The organism is Roseovarius carneus (assembly GCF_020141465.1).
Taxonomy (GTDB): domain Bacteria; phylum Pseudomonadota; class Alphaproteobacteria; order Rhodobacterales; family Rhodobacteraceae; genus Roseovarius; species Roseovarius carneus.
In genome coordinates this window covers 1,552,161-1,577,847 of record NZ_JAHSPD010000001.1, presented here as the reverse complement: position 1 = coordinate 1,577,847, position 25,687 = coordinate 1,552,161, and the positions used below count along the sequence as shown (strand labels likewise).

Genomic DNA, 25,687 nt, shown 5'->3' with positions numbered 1-25,687 from the left:
AAGGGGATCGTCATGGGTTTTAAGATGGGAATCGTGGGCCTGCCCAATGTGGGCAAATCCACCTTGTTCAACGCGCTCACCCGCACGGCTGCGGCGCAGGCGGCCAATTACCCATTCTGCACGATCGAGCCCAATGTGGGCGACGTGGCTGTACCCGATGCGCGGCTCGACAAACTGGCCGCGATTGCCAGCTCCAAATCCATCATCCCCACGCGCATGACCTTTGTGGACATTGCGGGCCTCGTGAAGGGAGCCAGCAAGGGCGAGGGCCTCGGTAATCAGTTTCTGGCAAATATCCGCGAAGTAGACGCAATCGCCCACGTGCTGCGCTGCTTTGAGGATGGTGACGTGACCCATGTGGAGGGTCGTGTGGACCCTGTGGCGGACGCCGAAACCATCGACACGGAGCTGATGCTGGCCGATATCGAAAGCATCGAGAAACGCCTGCAAAACCTCGTGCGCAAGGTGCGCGGCGGCGACAAGGAGGCAGCCCAGCAAGAGCGCCTCTTGCGCGCCGCCCTCGCCGTGTTGGAAGACGGCCAGCCCGCCCGCGTGGTGGACGTGGCCGAGGATGACGCGCGCGCCTGGAGCCTGCTGCAACTTTTGACCACCAAGCCCGTGCTCTACGTCTGCAACGTGGGCGAAGCGGAGGCCGGAGAGGGCAATGATTTCTCCGCCGCTGTGGCCAAAATGGCCGCAGAACAGGGCAATTCACACGTGGTCATCTCGGCCCAGATTGAGGAAGAGATCAGCCAGCTTGAGGCCGACGAGGCCGAGATGTTCCTCACGGAAATGGGGCTGGAGGAGGCCGGGCTCGACCGGTTGATCCGCGCAGGCTACGCGCTTTTGCACCTTGAGACATACTTCACCGTCGGGCCCAAAGAGGCCCGCGCATGGACCATCCCCGCAGGCACGTCCGCACCAAAAGCGGCGGGCGTAATCCACGGCGATTTCGAAAAGGGCTTTATCCGCGCCGAGACGATTGCCTACGCCGATTTCATCGCCCTGGGCGGTGAGCAACCGGCCAAGGAAGCCGGCAAAATGCGCGCAGAGGGCAAAGGATATACCGTCAAAGACGGCGATGTACTGCACTTCTTGTTCAACACCTGAGGCGGTGACAGGGTGGGTGACAGCCACGGCTCAACCGTCGATTTCTCCCACGCTCGGCACCAATAAGCGGTGTTTGAAACCAAGACACGCCGCCTGCAATCTGCCCGGTGTCGCGTCTTGTGAGAGGCGCGGGAGACATGGGATCAGCACCAAACGCATAAGTAGGGTGGCGACCTCGCACAGCATGCCATGCTGAAATGTTCCTCTTGTGACCCGCGCAATTGGCCATTTTGACCGCATTCCGCCACGTCCTGACCCCTAAATTCCGTTTTTTAGCGCCCGCAACCACCGCGTTGACCGCTACGGCAGCATTCGCAGAGGAGTACGGAGACGCGCCGGTTGACCCGAAAGCTTCACCGTTGGCACAGCGTCTCAGGATGGCACTTACTTCGCCTATGGCGCGGGCTGGGCCAATCTGGTCGCGGAGGAGCTGCGCGTGACAGGTGGCGGCAACGTCACGGGCTGACCTGCTGCCGAATCCTACGCGGGCACAAATCCAATCGCACCCGGCTTTGAAAGGGACAACGCCTGTGCCATGTTCCCAATGTACCAGACACCCTAAGGCGCGATAGTTGCCCCCAAACCTAGGGAAATGGAACGGTGTGAGGTTGTGGCGCAGACACACGCCGCGCTCTTGCGCAGGGCTGGGCGCAAGGCTTCGGCTGATCGTTTTTTGCCCGCGCCCCCTGTGCCCCCTGTGCCCCAGATGATATCCCGGCCTCCAAACTGGCATGAAAGCCCTCAAGGTTCGGTTTTCTCAAAGCGCCCAAGCCGCTTTCAACCCGTCCAGCACCGCCTCCTCGGCAGTCCGCGGGGCCATGCAATCGCCAATGCCGATGACCTGCCCCGCATAACCGTCCAGCGCGGTCAGAAGGGCGTCATCACTCGTTGTCCCTTGGGCCAGCACCAGCGTATCCGTCTCCTCAACCAGCATCGGCTCGCCATTGGAGGCGTTGATGAAATACGCGGTCGTCTCGTCCGCGCCAAAGAGCTGCGCATAGGGGATGATCTCAACCCCAAGCTTTTGCACGCGGCCGACCATCGTATCACGCACATAGCTCTGCAACATTTCGCCCGCGTGGGTGCCGTTGACGCATAGGCGCACACGCCGCCCCGCAGCGGCCAGCATTTCGGCCACACCAAGGCCAACCCAATCTGCGCGCCAATCCGCAATCGTGACCGAGCCACCGACATTGGCATGGGCCAGTAGAACATCCCACGCGGTGACAACATGGGCCTGCTCACCAAACTCCATACCTTGCGGCACGCGCGCCGTGCCGCCTGTGGCCACAAAGACCGCATCTGGCGCAGCCGCCTTGACTGCCTCGACCGTCATGGGGCTATTGAGGTGAACCGTCACGCCTGCGCGTTTCATCTCGTGCGCAAGGTTGGTGATGATGCCGCCAAATTCGCTGCGCCCCGGCAAGAGCTGCGCCAACCGCGCCTGACCCCCCAACTGCGCGGCGGCCTCATGGAGCGACACGTTGTGCCCCATTGCCGCCGCCGTCGCCGCCGCTTTCATGCCCCCCGGCCCGCCACCAATCACCATCACGGTTTTGGGCGGAGTGGCGGCTCGTGGCGTGCCATAGCGCAGCTCTCGCCCAGACTCTGGGTATTGGATGCACGAAATAGGAACGCCTTTGTGAAAATGCCCAATGCAGGCCTGATTGCAGCCGATACAGGCGCGGATATCATCGGGTGTGTTCGCTTTGGCTTTGCTTGGCATGGCCGGATCGCAGATCAAGGCGCGCGTCATGCCGCACATGTCGGCCTGACCTGACGAGACGATGCCCTCCGCCTCCTGTGGCTGGTTTATACGGCCTGCCACCATCACGGGGATATCAACGGCGCGTTTGACCGCGTGGGCGAAGGGGGCGAGATAGGCCGTATCTTGAAACATTGGCGGCACAATATGAACGGCGCCGCCAAGACTTGCCGAGGTCCCGGCGATCACGCTGACATAATCCAACAATGGGGCCAGCGCACGGATCACCTCAAGGCTATCGGCATCTTCCATACCGCCCTCGATATGCTCGTCACCCGAAATACGCAGGCCAATCACAAAGCCGTCACCGGTGGCCGCGCGCACCGCTTCCAATATCTCCGCCAGAAAACGCATGCGGTTTTCCACGCTGCCGCCATACGCATCCTCGCGCATATTCACCTGCGGGCTGAGGAACTGCGCCGGCAGATAGCCGTGGCTTGCGACAATCTCGACCCCGTCCATCCCTGCGCGCTGCATTCTGACGGCGGCGGCAGCATAACCATCCACCACCTCCTTGATCATGGTCCGCGACATAGGGCGCGGTATCACATGAAACCGGTCCGAGGGCGTGGCAGACGCAGAATAGGCAACCGGCGCTGTGCCGTCTGCAACCTCCATGATCTCGCGACCGGGATGAAACAGCTGGGCGAAAATGAGGGTCCCATGCGCGTGAACTGTTTGCGCAAGGCGGGTAAAGCCAGGCAGGCATCCATCATCCGTCCCCATCAGCACATGCGAGGTATAGCGCGCAGTTTCATGCACGCCGACAACCTGGCTCACAATCAGACCGGCCCCACCACGCGCACGCGCCTCGTGATACGCGATCATGGCGTCCGTCACGTGCCCGTCATGCGCCATCGACGTATCATGCCCCGTCGACAGGATCCTGTTCGCGATCGTCACGCCGCCTATGGTTTGGGGGGTAAAGAGCGTCGGAAAGAGCGGTGATGTGTCTGGCATGTGAGCTGGTCCCCGATGATGTAGCGGCTGTGGCGTCATTTAAGCGGATCACGTGCCTATTTACGACCCACCACACGTATTTCTCCATCGCTATCTCACCGGATGCAAAGATACACATGGCAGGAGGCAGAGTGGGTGTTTTTATCGAGCGCGATACGCAAAAAATACTGTAACACAGTATTTTATTCCTAGAAGCGGTGTATCCCATACGACAAGTATGAGGATGGCGATAGACAGCCAGCGCACGCCCCGCAGTTTATACCGCACTGAATAAGCTGATGATTAGGCTGTCTGACGTCAGCACCCTTGGGACAGATTGAGGATTTCCTGTTCGTTCTGGGATATGCAGCACTGATCTTTCTGGCCGCGACATTTCTCTATCCGGACTGGATGGACGAAGGCGCCGACTTCGCCGGGGGTTTTCAGTTCCGGCACGTCTGAGTGTATGGCTTTTTGATAGCAATATTCTGTGTCGATGTTGCCAACACACTCTTCACAGGATGGGCCCCTGCGCAATCGCTTGGGTGGGTATACACAGCGCGACAGATAGGTCTTTACTGGCCACCATCAGGCTCTTTGCCCGTCGCCCATTTGCAGCTTGATGCATGGAGTCAATTATGTCGGTGGACAACCGCTTAGCGAGCCCTCTGTGCAGCTTTTCCATACGGCGGGCGCCGGGTTTCTTTATGGGGCATCATGCTGATAAAGGGCGCAATCCACCGTGACCACGTGCATATCTTGCTGCCAACCTTCTCAACCTAACGCTCAGCCATGCGGCACAACTCTGGGAAGGGCGCAGTTCGCATGAGCTGCTGAGCAAGCTCGGGATATTGCACAAACGGGAATGGCGCGCGTGTTTATGGGCACGAAGCCATTGGGCCGCCAGCAGCAACGTGACAGGCGAGATTTGAATATATCAAGAACCAGACGCCACCAGCTTTCAGTTTGTGTCACATGCCCACCAAGCTGCCTAAAACTTACCTGAATTTACCTTAAATTATGCCGTAAATGCTGAGTATTCGTTTGGGATACTATCCGATGGGTTTCTCAAAAAACCCTTATCAGGCGGCGCGAGACTGCCGAGAATAATAAGGCACTGCGGATCACGGTATCTGCGGAGAGGAGCAAGACGAATGCCGACATATACTGTAGGCTTATACGCCACAAATCCGTCATCGGTGTTCTCCACAGCCGTGGGATCAAGCTTTACGTGGACAGGCTCATCCACGACAGCGGGTAGTGCCACCATCACCGACAATGAACCCGACAATCAGGGCTGGACCCTCGATGATGACAGTAGCGGTGGCGAAACCGCCACGGCGACCGTTACCATCGGCGGGAATACCTCAACCGGCTCAAATGTTGATGCCGAACTGGCTTGGACCATCCGCGATACCGTCACGGGCGAAGTTTTTGAAGTCGTCCAGTTTCAGGTCGAAAACGGTACCGCTTCGGGCTTTTACACGCTTTCCGAAATCCCCCTTATCGCAGGCCGCAGCTATGAGGTTGTGGACTATGACAGCAACCCGAATGTGGCGATTGGCGATCCGGCCTTCAATTTCATGAATTATGTCGAAGCTGACGATATCGTCAATGGCACCTCGGGCGACGACACGATCACCACGGCCTATACCGATCAGGATGATGATGTCGTGGGCAACGGCGCAGATGTCGTCGCTGGCGGCGATGGCAATGACAGCATTGTCACGGGTGGCGGCAACGATACAATCTTTGGCGGCAATGGAAGCGACACCATCAACGGCGGCAATGGAAGCGATACCATCTATGGCGGCGACAACGGCCCCCTTCCAAACAACGCCGAGATTCTGAATTGGGAGGCGGTCGGCAATGATGGCGATGACCTCACAGCGGGTTTCCGCCAGATCACCGGCGAGATGGAAGTCTCGGTCAGCTTCACGAATGATGGGAACAACAACCCGATATTTGAGGTGGAGTCCGGATCGAACACATATGTCGCCCCGGGCGAACCCTTCAACAGCACGTCCAGCCTCTATCTCTTTGCAAATGGCGACGGCGCATCATCGACCACCACAATCGATTTTGCCGCCAAAGCGGGCAGCGTCTATAGTGATGCGGTTGAAAACGTCTCTTTCCGCATCAACGATCTGGATTGGGGGGCAGGAAACCACCGCGATAGTCTGACCGTTAACGCATTTGATGCCAATGGCGATCCCGTGACGGTCACCTTTACACCAAGCGGCGGACAAACGGTCTCAGGCAACACTGTTACTTCCGTTGATGTTGCCACCTCGGAAGCCAATCTGAACGGATCGCTCCTGATCGAAATCGCAGGACCCGTATCGCAGATCGAAATCATCTATTCGAACGGCCTAAGCGGCACGCAAGCGGTCTTTGTCAGTGATATCCATTTCAATGCGGTCGGCCCTGAAGATGGCGATGACAGCATTCTGGGCGGTGCTGGCAACGACAATATCTTTGGCGAAGTCGGGGATGACACGATTGATGGCGGCGCGGGCAATGACACGCTAACCGGTGGTGCGGGCAACGACAGCCTGATTGGCGGAACGGGCGCGGATCAGCTGCTTGGTGGCACGGGTGATGACACGCTGTCTGTGGCCCAGGGCGACGCAGCCTTTGGCGGCGACGGTGATGATCTTTTTGTCATCGGCGACCTCGGTGAGGCTGGTGCCGGGACCATCAACATCGTGGGCGGCGAAGGCGACGAGACCGTTGGTGATACGCTCCGGCTCAACAGCGATGTGTCGCAGGCCGATATTACATTCACCAATACCGATGATGCGGCGGGCGGCCTTTCGGGTAACTTCGCGATGGGTGACGGCACGCTGGTCACCTTTTCCGAGATCGAGAACATCATCTGTTTCACCCCCGGCGCGCGGATTCTGACCCCGCAGGGCGAGCGCGCGATTGAAACGCTGCATATCGGCGACATGGTGATCACGCGCGATCATGGGCCGCAACCGATCCGCTGGATCGGCAGCCGCACGGTGGCAGGCGTCGACAGGTTTGCCCCGATTTCAATCGCCGCGCATGTGCTTGACGGGGCGACCCGCCCACTTTTGGTGTCGCCGCAGCACCGGGTTTTGTTCACCGGCTACAAGGCCGAACTTTTGTTTGGCTGTGACGAGGTTCTGATCGCCGCCAAGCACCTGCTGGATGGGCGCGATGTCGTCGCACACCAACGGGCGGCGGTGACCTATATCCACATGATGCTTGACCAGCACGAGGTGATCTATGCCGATGGTGCTGCCACCGAGAGCTTTCATGCCGGCGATGTCGGAATCTCAGCGATCTCGGACCAATCGCGCGAGGAAATGTTTACTATTTTTCCCGAGCTGCGCACCAATCCCAACGCTTATGGAAAGACCGCCCGCCCGTGCCTCAAACGCCACGAAGCGCAGCTTTTCCTGCCAACTCCGGGGCGTGGTCTACTGGCCGCATAATCGAACCAGTGCCAACAGGTTGACGCATCCTAGAAGACCTTCGCGAGAAGCCACCCATGACTGACGCGCAAGCTCTGTCAGGGATCGAAGACGCCAAACGCATCTTAGATAAGCACTACGACACTGGCTTCCCGCTCGGTGTGTGGCACGAACAATACGATGGCATCTTCTATCGTTATGCCGATGGACGCTATGCTGAACTCGCACAACGCGATCTTGAAGGCAAAGCTGCCTAATGTTGTAGAATTGTTGTTGAGCCTAGCAAAACAACGGTGGTCACCATGTTTTGTGGCCATCAACACACTGATTTGGAAGTTATAAATGGTGCCCCCACACGGACTCGAACCGCGGACCTACTGATTACAAATCAGTTGCTCTACCAGCTGAGCTATAGGGGCATCCACGGGCCATTTAGCAGGCCTTTTCGGATCAGGCAAGCACCGTTAGGGCGTAATTAGCGTGATGCCGGGGATGCGGCCGATCGTGTAGATATCTTCGTCGTAGATCTCGCTCAGATCATCGACCAGCGCCTCATCCCAACCGGGCATGTCGACCTCTTCCTCGATCGCGTCTTCCTCGGCGAATTTATCCAGAAACGCGGCGATCACGCGGCGTTTTTGCATTTCGGTCATATCGGGATGCTCTTTGAGATAGGCATCAAACCGCGCCATGCCTGTGCTGGACATGATCTCGCGCAGGAGCGAATGCTCGCCCTCCAAAGGCACTGCGGCATCGATCCCGGCCATTTCGCGCAGTATTTCACCCCAGATCATCGGCGTATCTTCATTGCACCAAACGGTGATCGGAATGTCGGGCCGGGCCGCACGGAGGCGCCCGATCATCTCGGACCAGCGCATCTCGCGCGGATCGCTACCGCCAAGATAGGCGGTCATCGAATCAAACTTGGTTTGCGGCAGGATCGCGGGCAGGAAAGTGGCCGGATTGCAGATGGAGAAATAAAGCTCGATCTCGTCATGCTCAAAAATCTGGCGAAACACCTCAAGGCGCGGCGTGGCCGAGGAATAGAACTCACCGCCCGAGGCCGCCATCTTGGGCGTGCCGAAAAAGCCCGGATTGCTGAGGATCAGCCGGTCGGGCGGCGTCTCAAAGCCCAGCGCATCGAGGATCACATCACGCGTGTCGGCGGTGATTCCGGATTGCCGTGCGGCGTGCAGGATATCGCGCAGAAGGCGGCGGTACGCCTTGGGGAACGGCGCCTGCGTGCCACGCTCAGAGAGCATGCCCTGATTGGCAATCAAGGCTTTGAGCAGCCGATCTTCATCAGTGACGTGCGCGCCGGCGTGAAGAACAAGCTGCATTTGATCCTGGATCCCTTTGATTATCGCACCGCATCCTATATTCCGCTTTGCACATCAATCAAACTGGTTTTGCCTGTCCGGGTTGAAGCGGCGCTTAAAAAGAACAAATGTAGCACTTGCGCCTTTGGAGATTTCCGCGATGCCCTACGCCCATTCTGACGGCTCAGAAGCCCTGATGCACGCCCCCGCAGAGGACGTGCGCACCCGGCTCAAGCTGGAGGGTGGGCGCGCGTTCGAGATGGTCACCGAATTTTCGCCAGCGGGCGATCAGCCCACTGCGATTGCCGAGATTGCGGCGGCCATCAATGAGGGCGAGCGCGATCAGGTTCTCTTGGGCGCGACGGGCACGGGCAAAACATACACGATGGCCAAGGTTATCGCCGAAACCCAGCGTCCCGCGATCATCCTCGCCCCAAACAAGACGCTGGCCGCACAGCTTTACGGGGAGTTCAAAAGCTTCTTCCCGAACAACGCGGTGGAGTATTTCGTCAGCTATTACGATTATTACCAGCCCGAAGCCTATGTCGCCCGCTCGGACACGTTCATTGAGAAAGAAAGCCAGATCAACGAGCAGATTGACCGGATGCGCCACTCCGCCACCCGCGCCCTTCTGGAGCGGGATGATGTGATCATCGTGGCGTCGGTGTCGTGCATTTATGGCATCGGCTCGGTCGAGACATATGGCGCGATGACCCAAGACCTGAAGGTGGGCACGGAGTATAACCAGCGGCAGGTCATGGCCGATCTGGTGGCGCAGCAATACAAGCGCAACGACGCCGCGTTTCAGCGCGGCTCCTTCCGGGTGCGTGGCGATAGCCTTGAGATTTTCCCCGCCCACCTTGAGGACCGCGCGTGGAAGCTCAGCTTTTTCGGCGAGGAGCTTGAGGCGATCACCGAGTTTGACCCTCTGACAGGCGAGAAAACCGGCAGCTTCGATCAGATCCGCGTCTATGCCAATTCGCATTACGTCACGCCCAAGCCCACGATGAACCAGGCCATTATCGGCATCAAAAAAGAGTTACGCGTGCGGCTGGATCAACTGGTTGGTGAGGGCAAGCTTCTGGAGGCGCAGCGGCTAGAGCAGCGCACGAATTTCGATCTGGAGATGCTGGAGGCCACGGGCGTCTGCAACGGGATCGAAAATTATTCACGTTATCTTACTGGTCGCGCGCCGGGTGAGCCTCCCCCCACCCTCTTTGAATTCATCCCAGACAATGCCATCGTGTTCGCCGACGAATCCCACGTCTCCGTGCCCCAGATCGGCGGCATGTATAAGGGCGATTTCCGCCGCAAGATGACGCTGGCCGAGCATGGGTTCCGCCTGCCGTCCTGCATGGACAACCGACCATTGAAGTTTGAGGAATGGGACGCGATGCGGCCCCAGTCGGTGTTCGTCTCCGCCACCCCTGCCAAATGGGAGATTGAGCAAACGGGCGGCGTGTTTACCGAACAGGTGATCCGCCCCACCGGACTGCTGGACCCGGAAGTGGAGATCCGGCCCGTAGAGATGCAGGTTGACGACCTGCTCGATGAAGTGCGCCTTGTGGCCGCCGACGGGATGCGCACGCTGGTCACCACACTGACCAAGCGCATGGCCGAAGACCTCACCGAATACATGCACGAGCAAGGCATCCGCGTGCGCTACATGCACTCGGATATCGACACGATTGAGAGGATTGAGATCCTGCGCGATCTGCGTCTGGGGGCGTTTGATGTGCTGATCGGCATTAACCTTCTGCGCGAGGGGCTCGATATCCCCGAATGTGGGCTGGTGGCGATCTTGGACGCGGACAAGGAGGGCTTCCTGCGCTCCGAGACCTCGCTGATCCAGACCATCGGCCGCGCCGCGCGCAACGAGAATGGCCGCGTGATCATGTATGCCGACCGCATCACCGGCTCGATGGAGCGCGCCTTGGGCGAGACCGACCGCCGCCGCGCCAAACAGATCGCCTATAACGAAGAGCACGGCATCACCCCGGCCACGATCAAGAAAAACGTCGAGGATATCCTCTCGGGCCTCTACAAGGGCGATGTGGACATGAACCGCGTGACCGCCAAGATCGACACACCGCTGCACGGCGGGAACCTCGCGGCCCATCTCGACGGGCTGCGTCTGGATATGCGCAAGGCGGCGGAGAACCTTGAGTTTGAAGAGGCCGCCCGCCTGCGCGACGAGGTGAAACGCCTTGAAGCGGTCGATCTTGCCATTTCGGACGACCCTCTGGCACGGCAGTCGGCGGTGGAAGAAGCCGTGGACGCCGCGAGCAAGGGGCGCGGGCGCAGCACGGCGGGCCGTGGAGGGCAACGGGGCGGGAATGTGAAGCGGCGGGGGAGGTAGATGCGGCTGGCAATCATAGCCCTGCTGGCTTGCACCGCCCCCGCCCATGCGTGGGAGTTCACGCCCGGCGCGCCTTGCCTGCTGACTTCGCCTCCCGGCGACGTGGCGATGGCTTTGACCTATGATCCGACCACACCGCGCTATACGGTCTCCATCACCGCCCCTGAGCCGTGGCCGCAGAGCCCTCTTTTCGTCATGCGGTTTGATGGGCCCAGTGCGCGGCAGATCGGGACCAACCGCCACACGCTCAGCGATGATGGGCGCACGCTCACCGTCACCGATAGCGGGTTTGGCAATGTGCTGGACGGGATGGCGGAGGCCGGACAGGTTGTGGCGCTCACGGGCGATGTCGCGGTCGCCCTCAGCCTGTCAAACGTAAAGGCCCCGCTTGCGGCGTTCCGCGCCTGCGAGGCCGATATACCAGTGTCTTAGGCCTTGAGCGCGCGCCAACTGTGGCGGATCGGCCCCCGCCGATACCCCGCGCGCCATCCTCAGAAGTCGAAGATATCCTCAAGGAACCCGCCGCGCTTTTTCTTGCGGTAAGGCTGCTCACGGCCACGATCATAGCCACGGTCGCGCTCATCATATCCGCGCGGCTCGGGCGGGGGCGGTGGGGCGGCGGCAGGCACAGAGCGCTCGATGATCTTGTCCAACTCACCCCGATCCAGCCATACACCACGGCATTGCGGACAGTAATCAATTTCGACGCCAGAACGGTCTGCCATTACAAGCTGGGTTCCATCAATCGGACATAACATCAAACGCTCTCCCTTGGTTTGTTTTCACCAATGTGGGTGCGCGGAAGCCGCCATGCAATCCCGCCCCCTGCGACCGATGCGCACTTTCGCCGAATTTTGGCGATTGGCGCAGCCCGGCCCCCTGCCTATAGTCGCGCTGACATGAGCCGGAAACCAGACACAGAATTGCGCCGCGGCTGGACCACGGGGGCTTGCGCCACGGCAGCAACGCGGGCGGCGTTGATAATGCTTTGGGGCGCGGCGCGGCCTATGAGCGTTGGCATCACCCTGCCGCGTGGTGAACAGCCTTTGTTTGATATTACTCATAGAGATCAGGGCGATGGTTGGGCCGAGGCCGGAATAGTCAAAGATGCGGGCGACGACCCAGATGTAACCCACGGCGCGCTCATTATCGCGCGGGTACGCCGTGCGCCGGGCGGCGTCACCTTTCGCGCGGGTGCGGGCGTGGGCCGTGTGACCATGCCCGGCCTGCCCATCGCGCCAGGTGAGCCTGCAATCAACCCCGTGCCGCGCGAGATGATGACAAAAATTGTCCATGAAACAGCCGCCGAGTTCGGCAAGTCCCCTGATATCGAGATCACCATTTCCATCCCCGGCGGGGCGGAGATTGCGCTGAAGACATGGAACCCAAGGCTGGGCATTGAGGGCGGGCTTTCGGTGCTTGGGACCACGGGCATCGTGCGGCCCTTTTCCTGCGCTGCGTGGATCGCGTCGATCCATCGCGGCATCGACGTGGCGCGGTCCAACAATACGCCCCATGTTGCGGGCTGCACAGGGGCCACGAGCGAGCGTGCGGTGCAGGCGCATTACGGGTTGCCCGATCATGCGATGCTGGACATGGGGGATTTCGCGGGCGGTCTGCTCAAATACCTCGCCAGACACCCCGTACCGCGCATTACGATCGGCGGCGGCATCGGCAAGATGACCAAGCTTGCCCAAGGCGCGCGGGATCTGCATTCGGGGCGCTCGCAAGTGGATTTCGCAGCGCTGGCGGCTACTTTCGATCGTCCCGATCTGACCGGGGCCAACACAGCCCTTCAGGCGCTTGAGATGGTCGGCCCCCCGATGGCAGAATGGGCGGCAGAAGGCGCCCTCAAGACGGTGCGCGCGATGCTGCCCGAGAGCGTGGCCGCAGATACGTTAGTGATTGATAGGGCGGGCACTATCCTTGCCAAGGCCGGCGTATGACGCTTTTGCTGCTGGCAGGTACGGGTGAGGCACAACAGATCGCGACGGGCCTCGCGGCGGAGGGGATCAGCGCCACCGTATCCCTCGCCGGGGCCACCCGCAGCCCAAAAAAATTCCCCTTACCCACCCGCATTGGCGGATTTGGCGGCGGCACGGGGTTTGAGGCCTATCTCGCAGCTGAGAGCATCACAGCCGTCTTGGACGCCACGCACCCGTTCGCGGCCCGTATCTCCGCCCGCACGCATGATATCTGCGCCGCCCGCGCCCTGCCCTATGCCCAAGTGATCCGCCCCCCATGGACGCCTTCGCCGGGCGACATATGGACCATGATCAATGCGGAGGAGGAGGAGGCCGAGGCGCATATCCCGGAGGGAGCCACGGTTTTTCTTGCCACCGGGCGGCAGACGCTGGAGCGTTTTTCTGGCCTCACGGGGCGGCGGCTTTATTGCCGTCAGATCGACCCGCCAGAGGGGCCGTTTCCTTTTGCGGGCGGTGAGTTTCTCATAGGTCGCCCGCCCTTTTCCGTCGCTGACGAGGTGGCGCTTTTCAAGCGGCTCGGCGTCGACTGGCTGGTGGTGAAAAACGCAGGCGGCGCGCTCTCGGCGACCAAGCTGGAGGCCGCACGCGCGCTTCAAATCCCGGTGCTAATGATCAACCGCCCACCGCCCACACCGGGCCCGATCCTCACCAGCGTTGAGGCCGCACTGGGATGGGCGCGCGCGCTGTGACAGGCCGCATTATCGAGACCGATGCCGATGTGGCCGAGGGGCTGAAAGCGCTGACCGCGCTCTGCCCAAGCCTTGCGGAGGCCGCCGAGGTTTCCGGCCCCCTGCCGCTCCGGCGCAAGCCAGACGGGTTCGCGGAACTCCTCAGCGCCATCGTCAGCCAACAGGTCAGCGTGGCATCGGCAAACGCCATCTGGGCACGGATCGAGGGCGCGGGCCTCACCGCTCCCAACCCAGTGGCGAACGCCAGCGAAGAGGAGCTGCGCGCCTTGGGTCTCAGCCGCCAGAAGATCCGCTATGCCCATGCGCTCGCCGCCGCCGATATCGACTATCCAGCCCTGCACCACGCCCCCAATTCTGAGGTGATCAAGACCCTCACCACCGTGCCGGGCATCGGCACATGGACCGCCGAGATCTATGCGATGTTCAGCCTTGGCCGCGCCGATATCTTCGCCCATGGCGATCTGGCGCTGCAAGAGGCGGCCCGCGTACTCTACGCCCTGCCCCACCGCCCGAAAGAGCGCGAAATGCGCATCATCGCCGCCGCTTGGAGCCCATGGAGATCGGTTGCCGCGCGCCTGCTTTGGGCCTACTACCGTGCGCATAAACAAAGGGAAGGTATCCGATGACACGTGTCTTGCAATCGAGCCGCAAAGAACCTCTCTCAGGCGAGACGCGCTCCGCCGTTGTCTTCCTGCATGGGTATGGCGCGAACGGGGCGGACCTTCTGGGCCTCGCCGATCCGCTCAGCGAGCACCTGCCCGATACACTTTTCGTGGCCCCCGATGCTCCCGAAAGCCTCCCCGGCTACGGGGGCGGCTTTCAGTGGTTTCCCATCCCTTGGATCGACGGATCAAGCGAGGAAGAGGCCGAACGCGGGCTTCTCGCGGCAGCGGATGATCTGAACGCCTATCTTGATGCGCTGATGGTGGATGAGGATCTGATGCCCGAGCAGGTGGTGCTCTTCGGCTTTTCCCAAGGCACGATGATTGCCCTGCATGTGGCGCCCCGGCGCGAGGATGCGGTGGCCGGGATCGTGGCCTTTTCGGGGCGGCTCCTGCGGCCCGATCTCTTGGCCGACGAGGCGGTGGTGCGCCCGCCGGTCCTTCTGATCCACGGTGATGTCGATGATGTGGTCCCGCCCCAATCGCTGCCCGATGCGGCGCAGGCGCTGCAAGAGGCGGGATGGAAGGATGTCTATGCCCACGTGATGAAGGGCACCGCTCACGGCATAGCACCCGACGGGCTTCAGGTGGCGCTGGCGTTTATGGCCGACAAGCTGGGTCTGGGTTAAGCGGTCTCTCTGGGCCGCATCAAGAGCCAGATCAGCGCGGCACCCGCCAGCCCGAGGAAGGGCGCCATCGCAATGTTGACGGCACTCCACCCGGCCTCCGCGCTGCCGCCTGAGCAGTTCATCAACCCCCCCGAAGCAAGCGAAGCCATGGTCACGCCGCCAAACACCAGAAGATCGTTCAGGCCCTGCATACGGCCCCGCTCATGCGGTGCGTGGCTGGCCGCCAGCATGGACGTCGCGCCAATAAAGCCGAAATTCCAACCAAGCCCCAGTAAGATCAGCGCGATAAAGAAATTCTCAAGCTCCACCCCCTGAAGGGCCACAGCTCCTGCTGCGGCAAGGATCACAAGGCCCGCGCCCATGATCTTCTCCACCCCGAACCGCGCAATCAGATGCCCGGTGAAAAACGATGGCACATACATTGCAAGCACATGCAGCGACACCACATCCGCCGCGTTGCCTTCGGTAAAGCCACAGCCTACCACCGCGAGCGGTGTGGAGGTCATCACGAGGTTCATGAGCGCGTAGGAGACCATCGCACAGATAACGGCAACCGCGATGCGCGGGGTCTTGAGAAGCTCCATCCGGCTACGGCCGCGCGGATCGTCCGCCTCGGGCTTGGGCGGTTTTGGGATGCTGAGAAAGAAAAACACGAGCGAGCCGATGAGGTTCAGGCCAATCACGGCGATATACGTCCCCATGAAGGGCACGACCATCACCTGAGAGGTCACCTTGACCAACTGGGGTCCGATGATGGCGCTTAAAAGCCCGCCCGCCATGACATAGGAAATCGCTTTGGGTCGGTAGCTATCGCTGGCCGTGTCGGCGGCGGCAAAGCGGTAAAACCCATGCGCGCTCATATAGATGCCGGTCACGAAGCTGCCTATGAGGAAGATCGGAAAGGACGCCACCATGAGGCCGTAAGCCCCGATCGCGCCCCCCAAAGCCCCGCACAACGCGCCCACGAAAAACCCCGCCTTGCGGCCATATTTCTGCATGAAGGCCGACATGGGCGTGGCCGCCATCATGGAGCCCACGATGATCATCGTGATCGGCAGCGTCGCAAAACACACATTGCTGGCCAGCGTCTGCCCGGCCAAGCCACCGACGACAAAAATCATCGGCATTTGCGCCCCAAGTATAGCCTGCGCCAGCACCAGAACCACCACATTGCGGCGGGCCTGGGTGTCGTCGGGGATCATCGCGGTATCGGTCATGGGGGTTGTGCTACGCCTCTTGGCCCAGTCGGGCAAGCCCCTAAGAGGCGGTGTCGATCACATGCGCGAACGACCCTGAGATGCGGCCCGCGCGCAGGCCCATATCAGGCAGGGCCGTGCCTTCCGCATCGCGCGCCTGCCAAAGGGCCGCGCCCTTGGCCTCCAGCGTGGTGGCATAGTGAAACTCGTGCCCCATCATCGGCCCGGTGAATGGCCCTCCGAGTGGCCCGCCAAGTGGGGTAAGCTGACGATAGCCAAGATGCAGTTTGCGCTCTGCAAAGGAGGTCTCAAGGCTCAAAAGTCCCGCCATCTCATGCCTCTGGCCATCCGCATCGGTAAGGCCGGTGCCAAGCACCATGTAACCACCACACTCGCCATATATCTCGGCCTTTGTGTCGCGCAGGCTGCTCAAAAACCGGGTATTGCGGGCCAATTCGCTGGCGTAAAGCTCAGGGTAACCGCCAGGCAAGTATACGAAATCCGCATCTGGGACTGGCCCATCCGCCAAGGGCGAAAAAGGCGCTACCTCCGCCCCCTGCGCGCGCCAATCATCCAGCATATGCGGATAGGCAAAGGCAAAGGCCACGTCGCGCGCCACGGCAATCCGCTGCGCCGGGGGGCGCATCCGGGGCGCTTTGCACGGCGCAGGCAAGGGGGCGGCCAGCGCCAGAAGGGCGTCCACATCAAGGCTCTCGCCCAAAGACGCCGCCGCATGATCCAGAAACGCCTCAAGCGCCGGATGCTCGCCCGCCTGTCTGAGCCCCAAATGCCGAGAGGGCTGTGCCAGCGCCGCATCCCGCCGCAGAGCCGCCAGAACCGGCAGGCCCAAAGGTGCAAGCGCCCGGCGCAGCATCACCTCATGGCGGTCCGAGCCTACGTTGTTGAGGATGACACCCGCCACGTGCACGGCCCCGTCAAACCCGGCAAACCCCGCCACCAAAGGCGCGACCGATCCCGCCATCCGCCCCGCATCCACGACCAGAACAACCGGAAGGTCCATAAGCCGCGCCAGATCGGCGACAGCGCCGCGCCCCTCCGGCGGGGCCCCATCAAAAAGACCCATCGCCCCTTCGATGATCAACATCCCCTCGCCCGCAAAGGCCCCCACAGCCAAGCTGCGCAACCGTGCAAGCCCCATCGCCCACGCATCAAGATTGGGGCACGGCGCACCGCACGCCGCCTCGTGGAACCTTGGATCAATATAATCAGGCCCGGATTTCGCGCCGCGCACCGCCACACCCCGCTGCGACAGTAACCGCAAAAGCGCCAATGTCACCGTGGTTTTGCCCGCGCCGGACGACGGCGCCGCGATGATCAGCCCCCTCACGAGGCCTCGGCAGGACGCCCCCGGCCCAGAGGGTCCAGATCGCGCGGCGCGTCCCCGGACATCATCCCCTGCCAATCCAGCACCTGCCGCATCAAGACCGAGCGCCCGATACACAGGATTGCAGGCGGCTCCAGCCCGCTCGCCTCGATATCGGCGGCCATGTGGCCAAGCGTCGTCTCCAGCACCGTCTGATCCGGTGTGGTGGCCGCACAGACAACCGCGCAAGGCTCATCCGCCGGGCGGCCCGCCTCGATCAGCGCGGCGCTGATCCGGGCCGCGTGTTTCATACCCATATAGATCACCAGCACCTGACTGCCCTCCGACAGCGCCTTCCAGTTGAGCGAGGAGGGCGTATTACCGGACTGATCATGGCCCGTCACAAACGTGACCGACTGGTTCACATCGCGGTGCGTCACCGGGATGCCCGCATAGGCCAGCCCGCCGATCCCGGCGCTGATGCCGGGAATAATGCGCACCGGCACGCCGTGTTGCACCAGCGTCTGCGCCTCTTCGCCGCCGCGCCCGAACACAAACGGATCGCCGCCCTTGAGGCGCAGCACACGTTTGCCCGCGCGGCTCAGATCCACAAGGCGCAAGGATATGTCCCGCTGCACTGCCGAGGGTTTGCCGCCGCGTTTTCCCGCGTAGATATGCTCGGCCTGTGGTGCCCAGCCCAGGATATCCTGCTGCACCAGCGCGTCATAGATCACCACATCCGCCTGCCGGAGTGCGTTAAGCGCGTGCAGCGTCAAAAGCCCCGGATCACCCGGCCCTGCGCCGCACAGCCACACCCAGCCCCGCTCAAGAACGGGCCAGCTACCGATCGCCGATGGCGCAGGGGGGAGGGGCATTGAGTCTATCATAAGCCCTATATGCCCCGTCTTGAGCGCTCAGAAAAGGTGCGAACGGGCCTTGTGAGGGGTGTGATGCGACATTTTATTCGCTTGAGGCGACGTGTGGATGCAAGACTGTGTTCTAAAAAGCCGCATCTGCGAGACGAAATTCCCCCGCAGCCCCCAGATCCGCATGGGTATCCTTAATTTCGTTCCGAAAAACGCTTTACCAGCGCCCGGTCATCGCGACCCCCATCAGCCGCAACCGTGCGGCGGCGGGCGCGGGATCAAGCGCGCCCTGCCCCACCAGCGCCGGATGTGCGGCGGCTCGGCGCAACACAGGACCGGCAAGCCACGCTGCGTAAAGCGCAGGGGCGGCAGGTTTCGGCACCGATTTGCGCGCGGCGCGTCCTTTGCCAAGCCGCGCAAGCCCGTTTTGCGCCAGATCACGCAGCCCCTGGGGACGTCCATCGAGCAATGGCACCCGCCCCGCCGCCTCAAGCGCCGGGATCGCGCGCAGGTAATTCGCAAGGCCCGAGGCATAGCCCACATCCAGAACAGCAGCCTCATCTACACCCCCAAGGGCCCGCGCAGCCGCCAACATCAGATGCCCAGATGTGCGGGTCAGATACTGCTCGAAATGCGCGGCGTCCTCGAACGGGTCTTTGTAGATATCCCACCGCCGCGCCGCGATCAGCGCATCAAGAAGCGCCACCCCTTCAGCGTCCAGAACCCCGGCTAAGGGCGTGGTCACCTCATGGCGGCGCACAGGCCCGCCCACGCCGATTTCCTCAAGCGCCTCGCGCCACCATTGCAGGCGCATTTCCGCGATCATCGGCTCTGCGGTGAGCCACGGTGCGCGCGCCACCTCCACGTTGAACGCATAGACCGGGAAAAGCACCGCACGCGCCGCAACGGGAGCGGCCATCGCAGCGGCAAAACGCTCAGGATCGCCCCGGCGCACGATGTCAGCGCAGGCGCGCAGATCGTCATTCACTGCGCAAGAGCTTCCAGTTGATCGCATCGAGAAGCGCCTCAAAGGACGCATCGACGATATTCGCGCTGACCCCCACAGTGGACCACCGACGGCCCGTGCCATCCTCGCTATCGATGATCACGCGGGTTACGGCCTCGGTCCCACCTTGGGTGATACGCACCTTGAAATCCACCAGCCGCATGTCCTTCAGAGCCTCCGTATAGCGCCCGAGATCCTTGCCCAGCGCCTTGGCCAACGCGTTGACCGGCCCACGATCATGGCCCTTGGCGTCCATCGACTCGGAAACCGAAAGCTTCTTCTCGCCGTCCACCTTCACCACCACAACCGCCTCCGAGAGGCTCACCACCTCATCGCGCTTGTTCTTGCGCCGCTCGACCGTGACCTTGTAGCGCTTCACTTCGAAAAACACGGGCATCCGGCCCAGCGCGCGGCGCGCCAGAAGCTCAAACGAGGCCTGCGCGCTGTCATAGGTATAGCCCTTGGCCTCGCGCGCCTTGATCTCATCGAGGATCAGGGCCAGCGCCGGGTCCTTCGGGTCCACCTCCAGCCCCGCATCGGCGAGGCGGCGGCGCAGGTTGGATTGGCCGGCCTGATTGGACATCGGGATGATGCGCGCATTGCCCACGGTTTCGGGCGCGATATGCTCATAAGTGGTGGGGTCCTTGAGGATCGCGCTGGCGTGCAGCCCCGCCTTGTGCGCAAAGGCCGAAGCCCCCACATAGGCCGCCTGCCGCATCGGCACGCGGTTGAGGATATCATCAAGTTGCCTGCTGGCCTGTGTCAAACCCTCCAGCGCCTCCCGGCTCACGCCGATCTCGAACTGGCTGGCATAGGGCTCTTTGAGCAGCAGCGTGGGGATCAGCGCCGTAAGGTTCGCATTCCCGCAGCGCTCGCCTAGCCCGTTCAGCGTCCCTTGGATCTGGCGCGCGCCCGCCTCAACGGCGGCCAGAGTGCTGGCCACGGCGGTTTCGGTATCGTTGTGCGTATGGATGCCTACATGGCTGCCGGGGATGCCCGCGGCGATCACCTCAGCCGTGATATGGCCGATTTCGCGGGGCAATGTGCCGCCATTGGTATCGCAGAGCACGACCCACCGCGCGCCTGCGTCATGGGCGGCACGCAGGCATTCCAGCGCGTATGCCGGGTTGGACTTGTAGCCATCAAAGAAATGCTCGGCGTCGAACAAGGCTTCGCGGCCTTGTGCTGCGATATGCGCGATGGAGGCGCGGATATTCTCGACGTTTTCGTCCAGCGTGATGCCCAGCGCTGTCGTCACATGGAACTCATGCGCTTTGCCCACAAGGCACACGGCGGGTGTGCCTGCGTTGAGCACAGCGGCCAGCACATCGTCATTGCCCGCACTGCGCCCCGTGCGCTTGGTCATGCCAAAGGCGGTCATCCGCGCTTTGGTCGCCGGGGCCGCGTCGAAAAACGCAGAGTCGGTGGGATTCGCCCCGGGCCAGCCGCCCTCGATATAGTCGATGCCCAAGCGGTCAAGGCTCAGCGCAATGGCCTGTTTTTCCTCGGTGGAGAACTGCACGCCTTGCGTCTGCTGCCCATCGCGCAGCGTGGTGTCATAGAGGGTGAGACGGGTGCGGGTCATTGCATGCACCCCCACTGATGGCAGTTTAGTCTAACGTGCGCAGATACAAAACCCGAGCCGTGCCACCCTTGGCACGGCCAGCCCCCGACCAGCCCCCCGGGCGGGGGCTTCCCCCCCACCCGCGGCCGGGGGCTGGCCTTTTGTTGGTAATGGGCGGTCATCCAGCTTCACCACGCATTTTTTCAATCCCATCAATGATCCGAGCATTATCGTTGTCCGACATGAAATCTGGGTTGGAAAACACCCAATTGCTGTTTTCGTCTTCTTGGGAAACGGGTCTAATCCCCAAGGCCAGCAGTTGACCCCGCATCTTGTCAGCCCTGCTGAAGTCGCGTTGCTGTCGGGCTAGGTGCCATTGAAAAATGGCCTCTTCAATCGCTTCTACAGTTTCTTCCGCGAGCCAATCCTCGTCGAACAAAGCATCATAGGCTTCGGAAACACACAAAAACCCTAGAAGGTGTGCAGCGGCGGTTACGTCATCTGCTCTACCTTCTTTTGTCCATTTTATTAACAATTGTAGCGCAGTGTGAGTATCCAAGTCATTAGCTAGCGCATCAACAAACTCTTGTGGTAGATGCTCTGAGGCATTTTGAGTTTCGGTAGGCCCTACCAGTGACCACATTCGTTTAAGATGGTTTCTTGCTACGTCGGCCTTATCCGCCGTCCAATCCATCGGCTTCCTATAATGCGTCGACAAAAACACAAACCGGATCACCTCGCCCGGCACACCTTGGTCCAGCAAATCACGCACTGTGAAGAAATTCCCCAAAGACTTGGACATCTTCTTGCCCTCGACCTGTAGCATCTCATTGTGCATCCAGACCTGCGCGAAGCCCCCTTCGGGATGCGCACAGCAGGACTGTGCGATCTCGTTCTCGTGATGCGGGAACATCAGATCATTCCCGCCACCGTGAATGTCAAAACTCTCGCCCAGCAATTCATGCGCCATGGCCGAGCATTCGATATGCCAGCCGGGCCGCCCGCGCCCCCACGGGCTGTCCCATCCGGGCAGGTCCAGCCCCGAGGGCTTCCAGAGGACGAAATCCATCGCGTCCTCTTTATAGGGCGCCACCTCGACCCGTGCGCCCGCGATCATGTCATCGACAGACCGCCCCGACAAAGCGCCGTAGGCCTCGTAAGACCGCACACGAAAGAGAACATGCCCTTCCGCCGCATAGGCATGGCCCGCTGCAATAAGCCCCTCGATCATCTCAACCATCTGGGGGATGAACGCGGTCGCACGCGGCATCGCGTTTGGCTCCAAGGCCCCAAGCGCGCCCATATCGCCCAGAAACCAGTTGATCGTCTCCTCGGTGATCTCGCCAATCGCCCGCCCGCTTTCGGCGGCACGTGCGTTGATCTTGTCATCCACATCCGTGAAATTGCGCACATAAGTCACGTGCTCCGGCCCATACACATGCCGCAGCAAACGGTAGAGCACGTCGAACACCACAACAGGCCGCGCATTTCCCAGATGCGCGCGGTCATAGACCGTCGGGCCACAGACATACATGCGCACATTGTCCGCATCCAAAGGGGTAAAAACCTCCTTCTTGCGGGTCTTGGTGTTGTGTAGCTTGATCTTGGTCGGGGCGTTGGTCATGGCGCGATGTCCTCACACGGGTGCTCCGGGCGGGCTTAGCAACTCTTCACCAGTGATGGAATAGAAAGACAGACCCGCCCGAGATATCTCAGGGTGTAATGCAGGTGGTAATGCAAAGGGTCTTGTTCATGCGGGCACCCTAAGCGCCCAGCCCCGGCCCGGTCAAGGGGGCAAAATGCAGGTTGACTTACCCGCCCCGCGCTGGCCTGTCTCGCAAGATCACAAGACGGAGGCACGCCCATGCAACTTTCATCACGCCTGACACAGATCAACGGCGGCGGCTCGGATGGCTGGGACCTTTTCGTGCGCGCCCGCGAGATGATACGCGACGGCACCCCGGTGACGGAACTGACCATTGGCGAGCATGACATCCGCACCGATCCCAGCATTCTTGACGCGATGCACCGCGCAGGGCTGGCTGGCAATACCGGATACACGGAATTTAGCGGCATGCGTGCCCTTCGCGAGACCGTAGCGGCGCGGGTCGAGGCGGCCACGGGCACGCGCACCACACCAGACAATGTGCTGATCGTACCGGGCGGGCAATCGTCGCTTTACGCCGCGCATTACGCGGCCCTCGGCGAAGGTGACACAGGCCTCTTCATTGATCCCTATTACGCCACCTACCCCGGCACCATTCGCAGCGTCGGCGCAAAGGCTCACCCAATCGCGGCCTCAGCCGACGCGCAGTTTCAGCCCGACGCCGCGTCAATCGACGCCGCCGCGAAAGACACAGGGGCGAAATCGCTTCTGGTCAACTCGCCCAACAACCCAACCGGTGTGATCTATTCAGATGACACGCTGCAAGGGATTGCCGAAGTGTGTCAGGACAACGATCTGTGGCTGATCTCGGACGAGGTTTATGACACGCAAGTCTGGACCGGTGCACATAAAAGCCCCCGCGCCCTGCCCGGCATGGCCGAGCGCACGCTGGTCGTGGGCTCCATGTCCAAGAGCCACGCTATGACCGGCTCGCGCATCGGTTGGCTCATCGGGCCCGAGGACGTGACAGCCAGCATTGGCGATCTGACCATGAACACCACCTACGGGGTCTGCGGCTTCATTCAGGAGGGCGCGCTTTTTGCGCTCAACCAAGGGGCCGCTTTTGAAGAAACGATCGCAGCCCCCTTCCGCCGCCGCCGTGATCTGGTGCTCAAGCAAATCGCCGCACAAAACGTGGTGCGTGCCATTCCGGCGGATGGGGCGATGTATGTCATGCTCGATATCCGCGCGACGGGGATGAGCGGCGAGGCATTCGGCAATCTCCTCTTGGACACGCATCATGTGGCCGTCATGCCCGGCGAAAGCTTTGGCGCGGCGGCGGCAGGACATATCCGCCTCGCACTGACCGTGGACGACGCAAAACTGGAAGAGGCGTTGGCAAAATTGCTGTCTTTGGCGGCAGAGCAGGCAAAATAGGCAGATCACGGCCTGAAAACGACACTAGGTCGCAATCAGAATAGACGGATGCTGCGCAGCATTTTCACATGGGTTTACCATATGTGAGGGGATGGCCATGTCGCCATGCTGCAAGATCGCCCTTGTGATCAGAACGATCGGGGCCGAGCGTGGACGCGCTGCACGGGGCAGGCCGGGGGCTTGAGACACGACCGTTTTTCCCTTTTTCCAAACCCCGGAACGCTATCATGAATGACCAATCCCCTCGCCGCTCCGGCGGCCGTGCCGCCCGCCGCGCAACCCGTGCCGCCCCTCCATCCGAGGCCATGCGTTCCATACGCCCGGGTATGGAAGGTGGTGTGCTGAATGTTCTCACACAGGCGCAGATCGAACAGATTCACAACACGGCCCTCGACGCGCTGGAGCAAATCGGGCTTGCCGATGCGCCGCCGAGCGGCGTGGCTTACCTCACGGGTGCGGGTGCCATTCAAGGCCATGATGGCCGTATCCGCTTTCCCCGCGCGCTGGTGGAAGACACGATTGCGCGCGCCAACCGTGATGTGACCCTCATGGGCCGCGATCCGCGCCATGACATGCATCTCAAAGGCACCAAAGTGCATTACGGCACCGCCGGTGCCGCCGTACATATGGTCGATGTGGACGGGCGCAATTACCGCGAATGCACGGTGCAGGACCTGCATGATGCCGCCCGGATCTGCGATGTGCTCGACAATATCCACTTTGTGCAGCGGCCCATGGTCTGCCGGGACATCTATGATAATTACGAGATGGATTTGAACACCATCTACGCCTGCTGCGGCGGGACCACCAAGCACGTGGGCACCTCCTTCACCGATCCCAGCTATGTCAAAGGCGCGCTGGAAATGCTGCACCTGATCGCGGGCGGCGAGGACAAATGGCGCGAGCGGCCTTTCATGAGCAACTCCAATTGCTTTGTTGTGCCGCCGATGAAATTCGCGACCGAGTCGTGCGAGGTGATGGAAGCCTGCATCGAAGGCGGTATGCCTGTCTTGCTGCTAAGCGCGGGCATGGCCGGGGCCACAGCCCCCTCGACCGTGGCGGGCGCTATCGTGCAAGCCACCGCCGAGTGCCTTGCGGGCCTCGTTTACGTCAACGCGGTGAAACCCGGCCATCCAGCGGTGTTTGGCACTTGGCCTTTTGGGCTGGACCTGCGCACGGGCGCGATGACCGGCGGGTCAGGCGAGCAGGCGCTGCTCAGTTCGGGCTGCGCACAGATGCACCGATTCTACGATCTGCCCGGCGGGGCAGTAGGCGGGATCACGGATGCCAAGCTACCCGATATGCAGGCCGGGTGGGAGCAGATGTGCTCCAACGTGATGGCGGGGCTGTCGGGGCTTAACATGGTGTATGAGGCCGCCGGGATGCATGCGTCGCTCCTCGGATTTTGCCTTGAATCACTGATCCTCGGGGATGATCTGATCGGACACGCGCAACGCTGCGTGCGGGGGATCGAGGTGAATGAGGAAACGCTGGCGCTGGAGCAAATCCGCGAGGTCTGCATCGGGGGTCCGGGACATTATCTGGGCACGTCCCAGACGCTGGCCCGGATGGTGAGCGATTATCAATATCCCAAGATCGGCAACCGGATGAGCCCCAAGCAATGGGAGGAATCGGGCAAGCCAGACCTTTTGAAGGACACGACCGCGCGCAAAGAGGAGATCCTGTCCGAGCGCTCAGCCGCGCGGTTTGATCCCGCCATAGATGCCGCGATCCGGGCCGCGTTCAAGATCCACCTGCCGGTCTGATACGCGCCATTCCAAGTCATAG

General features: G+C 61.4%; 21 protein-coding genes, 1 tRNA gene and 1 pseudogene. 13 read left to right on the top strand and 10 right to left on the bottom strand.

Annotation, left to right across the window (positions count from 1 at the left end; genetic code table 11):
- Nucleotides 1-12 precede the first annotated feature (12 nt).
- Nucleotides 13-1,110, top strand: coding sequence for a redox-regulated ATPase YchF (ychF, locus tag KUD11_RS07910; protein WP_109385189.1), 1,098 nt, complete (start codon nucleotides 13-15; stop codon nucleotides 1,108-1,110).
- A 293-nt stretch (nucleotides 1,111-1,403) separates the two neighbouring features.
- A pseudogene (locus KUD11_RS07905) lies at nucleotides 1,404-1,669 on the top strand (TAXI family TRAP transporter solute-binding subunit); the annotation flags it as partial.
- Nucleotides 1,670-1,867: 198 nt separating this feature from the next.
- Here KUD11_RS07905 and KUD11_RS07900 read toward each other — a convergent pair.
- A complete protein-coding gene (locus KUD11_RS07900) occupies nucleotides 1,868-3,835 on the bottom strand; it encodes an oxidoreductase (RefSeq protein WP_109385190.1) in 1,968 nt (655 codons plus the stop codon).
- A gap of 306 nt (nucleotides 3,836-4,141) precedes the next feature.
- Between KUD11_RS07900 and KUD11_RS15180 the strand changes: the two genes are divergently transcribed.
- From KUD11_RS15180 to KUD11_RS07890, 3 genes are all read left to right on the top strand, one after another.
- The gene (locus KUD11_RS15180) at nucleotides 4,142-4,276 is read left to right on the top strand and encodes a hypothetical protein (protein WP_258305385.1); all 135 of its coding nucleotides are present in this window, start codon (nucleotides 4,142-4,144) and stop codon (nucleotides 4,274-4,276) included.
- Between the two features lie 692 nt (nucleotides 4,277-4,968).
- Nucleotides 4,969-7,278 (top strand): Hint domain-containing protein, encoded by a 2,310-nt coding sequence (locus tag KUD11_RS07895; protein WP_109385191.1) that lies wholly within the window; start codon nucleotides 4,969-4,971, stop codon nucleotides 7,276-7,278.
- Between the two features lie 56 nt (nucleotides 7,279-7,334).
- Nucleotides 7,335-7,514, top strand: coding sequence for a hypothetical protein (locus KUD11_RS07890; protein WP_109385192.1), 180 nt, complete (start codon nucleotides 7,335-7,337; stop codon nucleotides 7,512-7,514).
- Nucleotides 7,515-7,600: 86 nt separating this feature from the next.
- On the opposite strand, the gene KUD11_RS07885 is transcribed toward KUD11_RS07890, so the two are convergent.
- Together KUD11_RS07885 and KUD11_RS07880 are read right to left on the bottom strand one after the other, a co-directional pair.
- Nucleotides 7,601-7,676: transfer RNA gene (locus KUD11_RS07885), tRNA-Thr, on the bottom strand.
- A 45-nt stretch (nucleotides 7,677-7,721) separates the two neighbouring features.
- Entirely contained in the window at nucleotides 7,722-8,597 is an 876-nt protein-coding gene (locus tag KUD11_RS07880; RefSeq protein WP_109385193.1) for a hypothetical protein, read from the bottom strand.
- Nucleotides 8,598-8,736: 139 nt separating this feature from the next.
- Between KUD11_RS07880 and uvrB the strand changes: the two genes are divergently transcribed.
- Nucleotides 8,737-10,935, top strand: a complete 2,199-nt coding sequence (gene uvrB / locus KUD11_RS07875; RefSeq protein WP_109385195.1) for an excinuclease ABC subunit UvrB — start codon at nucleotides 8,737-8,739, stop codon at nucleotides 10,933-10,935.
- Nucleotides 10,936-11,367 (top strand): hypothetical protein, encoded by a 432-nt coding sequence (locus tag KUD11_RS07870; RefSeq protein WP_109385196.1) that lies wholly within the window; start codon nucleotides 10,936-10,938, stop codon nucleotides 11,365-11,367.
- Nucleotides 11,368-11,426: 59 nt separating this feature from the next.
- On the opposite strand, the gene KUD11_RS07865 is transcribed toward KUD11_RS07870, so the two are convergent.
- Complete coding sequence (locus KUD11_RS07865) at nucleotides 11,427-11,693, bottom strand: TFIIB-type zinc ribbon-containing protein (RefSeq protein ID WP_109385197.1); 267 nt, start codon at nucleotides 11,691-11,693, stop codon at nucleotides 11,427-11,429.
- A gap of 141 nt (nucleotides 11,694-11,834) precedes the next feature.
- Here KUD11_RS07865 and KUD11_RS07860 point away from each other — a divergent pair, with 141 nt between their 5' ends.
- Genes KUD11_RS07860 through KUD11_RS07845 form a run of 4 tightly spaced genes read left to right on the top strand, consistent with a single transcriptional unit; the run spans nucleotide 11,835 to nucleotide 14,900 of the window.
- Entirely contained in the window at nucleotides 11,835-12,881 is a 1,047-nt protein-coding gene (locus KUD11_RS07860; RefSeq protein ID WP_109388064.1) for a cobalt-precorrin-5B (C(1))-methyltransferase, read from the top strand.
- The gene (locus KUD11_RS07855; RefSeq protein WP_109385198.1) at nucleotides 12,878-13,609 is read left to right on the top strand and encodes a cobalt-precorrin-6A reductase; all 732 of its coding nucleotides are present in this window, start codon (nucleotides 12,878-12,880) and stop codon (nucleotides 13,607-13,609) included. The genes KUD11_RS07860 and KUD11_RS07855 overlap by 4 nt, the downstream gene beginning before the upstream one ends.
- Nucleotides 13,591-14,235, top strand: coding sequence for a DNA-3-methyladenine glycosylase family protein (locus KUD11_RS07850; protein ID WP_181375281.1), 645 nt, complete (start codon nucleotides 13,591-13,593; stop codon nucleotides 14,233-14,235). Before KUD11_RS07855 ends, KUD11_RS07850 begins: the two co-directional genes overlap by 19 nt.
- On the top strand, nucleotides 14,232-14,900 hold the full coding sequence (locus KUD11_RS07845) for an alpha/beta hydrolase (protein ID WP_109385199.1): 669 nt from the start codon (nucleotides 14,232-14,234) through the stop codon (nucleotides 14,898-14,900). Before KUD11_RS07850 ends, KUD11_RS07845 begins: the two co-directional genes overlap by 4 nt.
- Here the strand turns inward: KUD11_RS07845 and KUD11_RS07840 are convergent.
- From KUD11_RS07840 to cysS, 6 genes are all read right to left on the bottom strand, one after another.
- The gene (locus tag KUD11_RS07840; RefSeq protein ID WP_109385200.1) at nucleotides 14,897-16,117 is read right to left on the bottom strand and encodes an MFS transporter; all 1,221 of its coding nucleotides are present in this window, start codon (nucleotides 16,115-16,117) and stop codon (nucleotides 14,897-14,899) included. The two genes, KUD11_RS07845 and KUD11_RS07840, sit on opposite strands and share 4 nt — an antisense overlap.
- A gap of 40 nt (nucleotides 16,118-16,157) precedes the next feature.
- Nucleotides 16,158-17,444, bottom strand: coding sequence for a cobyrinate a,c-diamide synthase (locus KUD11_RS07835; RefSeq protein ID WP_109385201.1), 1,287 nt, complete (start codon nucleotides 17,442-17,444; stop codon nucleotides 16,158-16,160).
- Nucleotides 17,441-18,307: a uroporphyrinogen-III C-methyltransferase gene (cobA, locus tag KUD11_RS07830; RefSeq protein ID WP_109385202.1), complete on the bottom strand. Its 867-nt coding sequence runs from the start codon at nucleotides 18,305-18,307 to the stop codon at nucleotides 17,441-17,443. The genes KUD11_RS07835 and cobA overlap by 4 nt, the downstream gene beginning before the upstream one ends.
- Nucleotides 18,308-18,503: 196 nt before the next feature.
- Nucleotides 18,504-19,301, bottom strand: coding sequence for a squalene/phytoene synthase family protein (locus KUD11_RS07825; protein ID WP_109385203.1), 798 nt, complete (start codon nucleotides 19,299-19,301; stop codon nucleotides 18,504-18,506).
- The gene (gene cimA, locus KUD11_RS07820) at nucleotides 19,267-20,877 is read right to left on the bottom strand and encodes a citramalate synthase (RefSeq protein ID WP_109388068.1); all 1,611 of its coding nucleotides are present in this window, start codon (nucleotides 20,875-20,877) and stop codon (nucleotides 19,267-19,269) included. The genes KUD11_RS07825 and cimA overlap by 35 nt, the downstream gene beginning before the upstream one ends.
- Nucleotides 20,878-21,034: 157 nt before the next feature.
- Nucleotides 21,035-22,480: a cysteine--tRNA ligase gene (cysS, locus tag KUD11_RS07815; protein ID WP_109385204.1), complete on the bottom strand. Its 1,446-nt coding sequence runs from the start codon at nucleotides 22,478-22,480 to the stop codon at nucleotides 21,035-21,037.
- Between the two features lie 240 nt (nucleotides 22,481-22,720).
- Between cysS and KUD11_RS07810 the strand changes: the two genes are divergently transcribed.
- Together KUD11_RS07810 and KUD11_RS07805 are read left to right on the top strand one after the other, a co-directional pair.
- Nucleotides 22,721-23,899: a pyridoxal phosphate-dependent aminotransferase gene (locus tag KUD11_RS07810; RefSeq protein ID WP_109385205.1), complete on the top strand. Its 1,179-nt coding sequence runs from the start codon at nucleotides 22,721-22,723 to the stop codon at nucleotides 23,897-23,899.
- Between the two features lie 227 nt (nucleotides 23,900-24,126).
- A complete protein-coding gene (locus KUD11_RS07805) occupies nucleotides 24,127-25,665 on the top strand; it encodes a trimethylamine methyltransferase family protein (protein ID WP_109385206.1) in 1,539 nt (512 codons plus the stop codon).
- Nucleotides 25,666-25,687 lie beyond the last annotated feature (22 nt).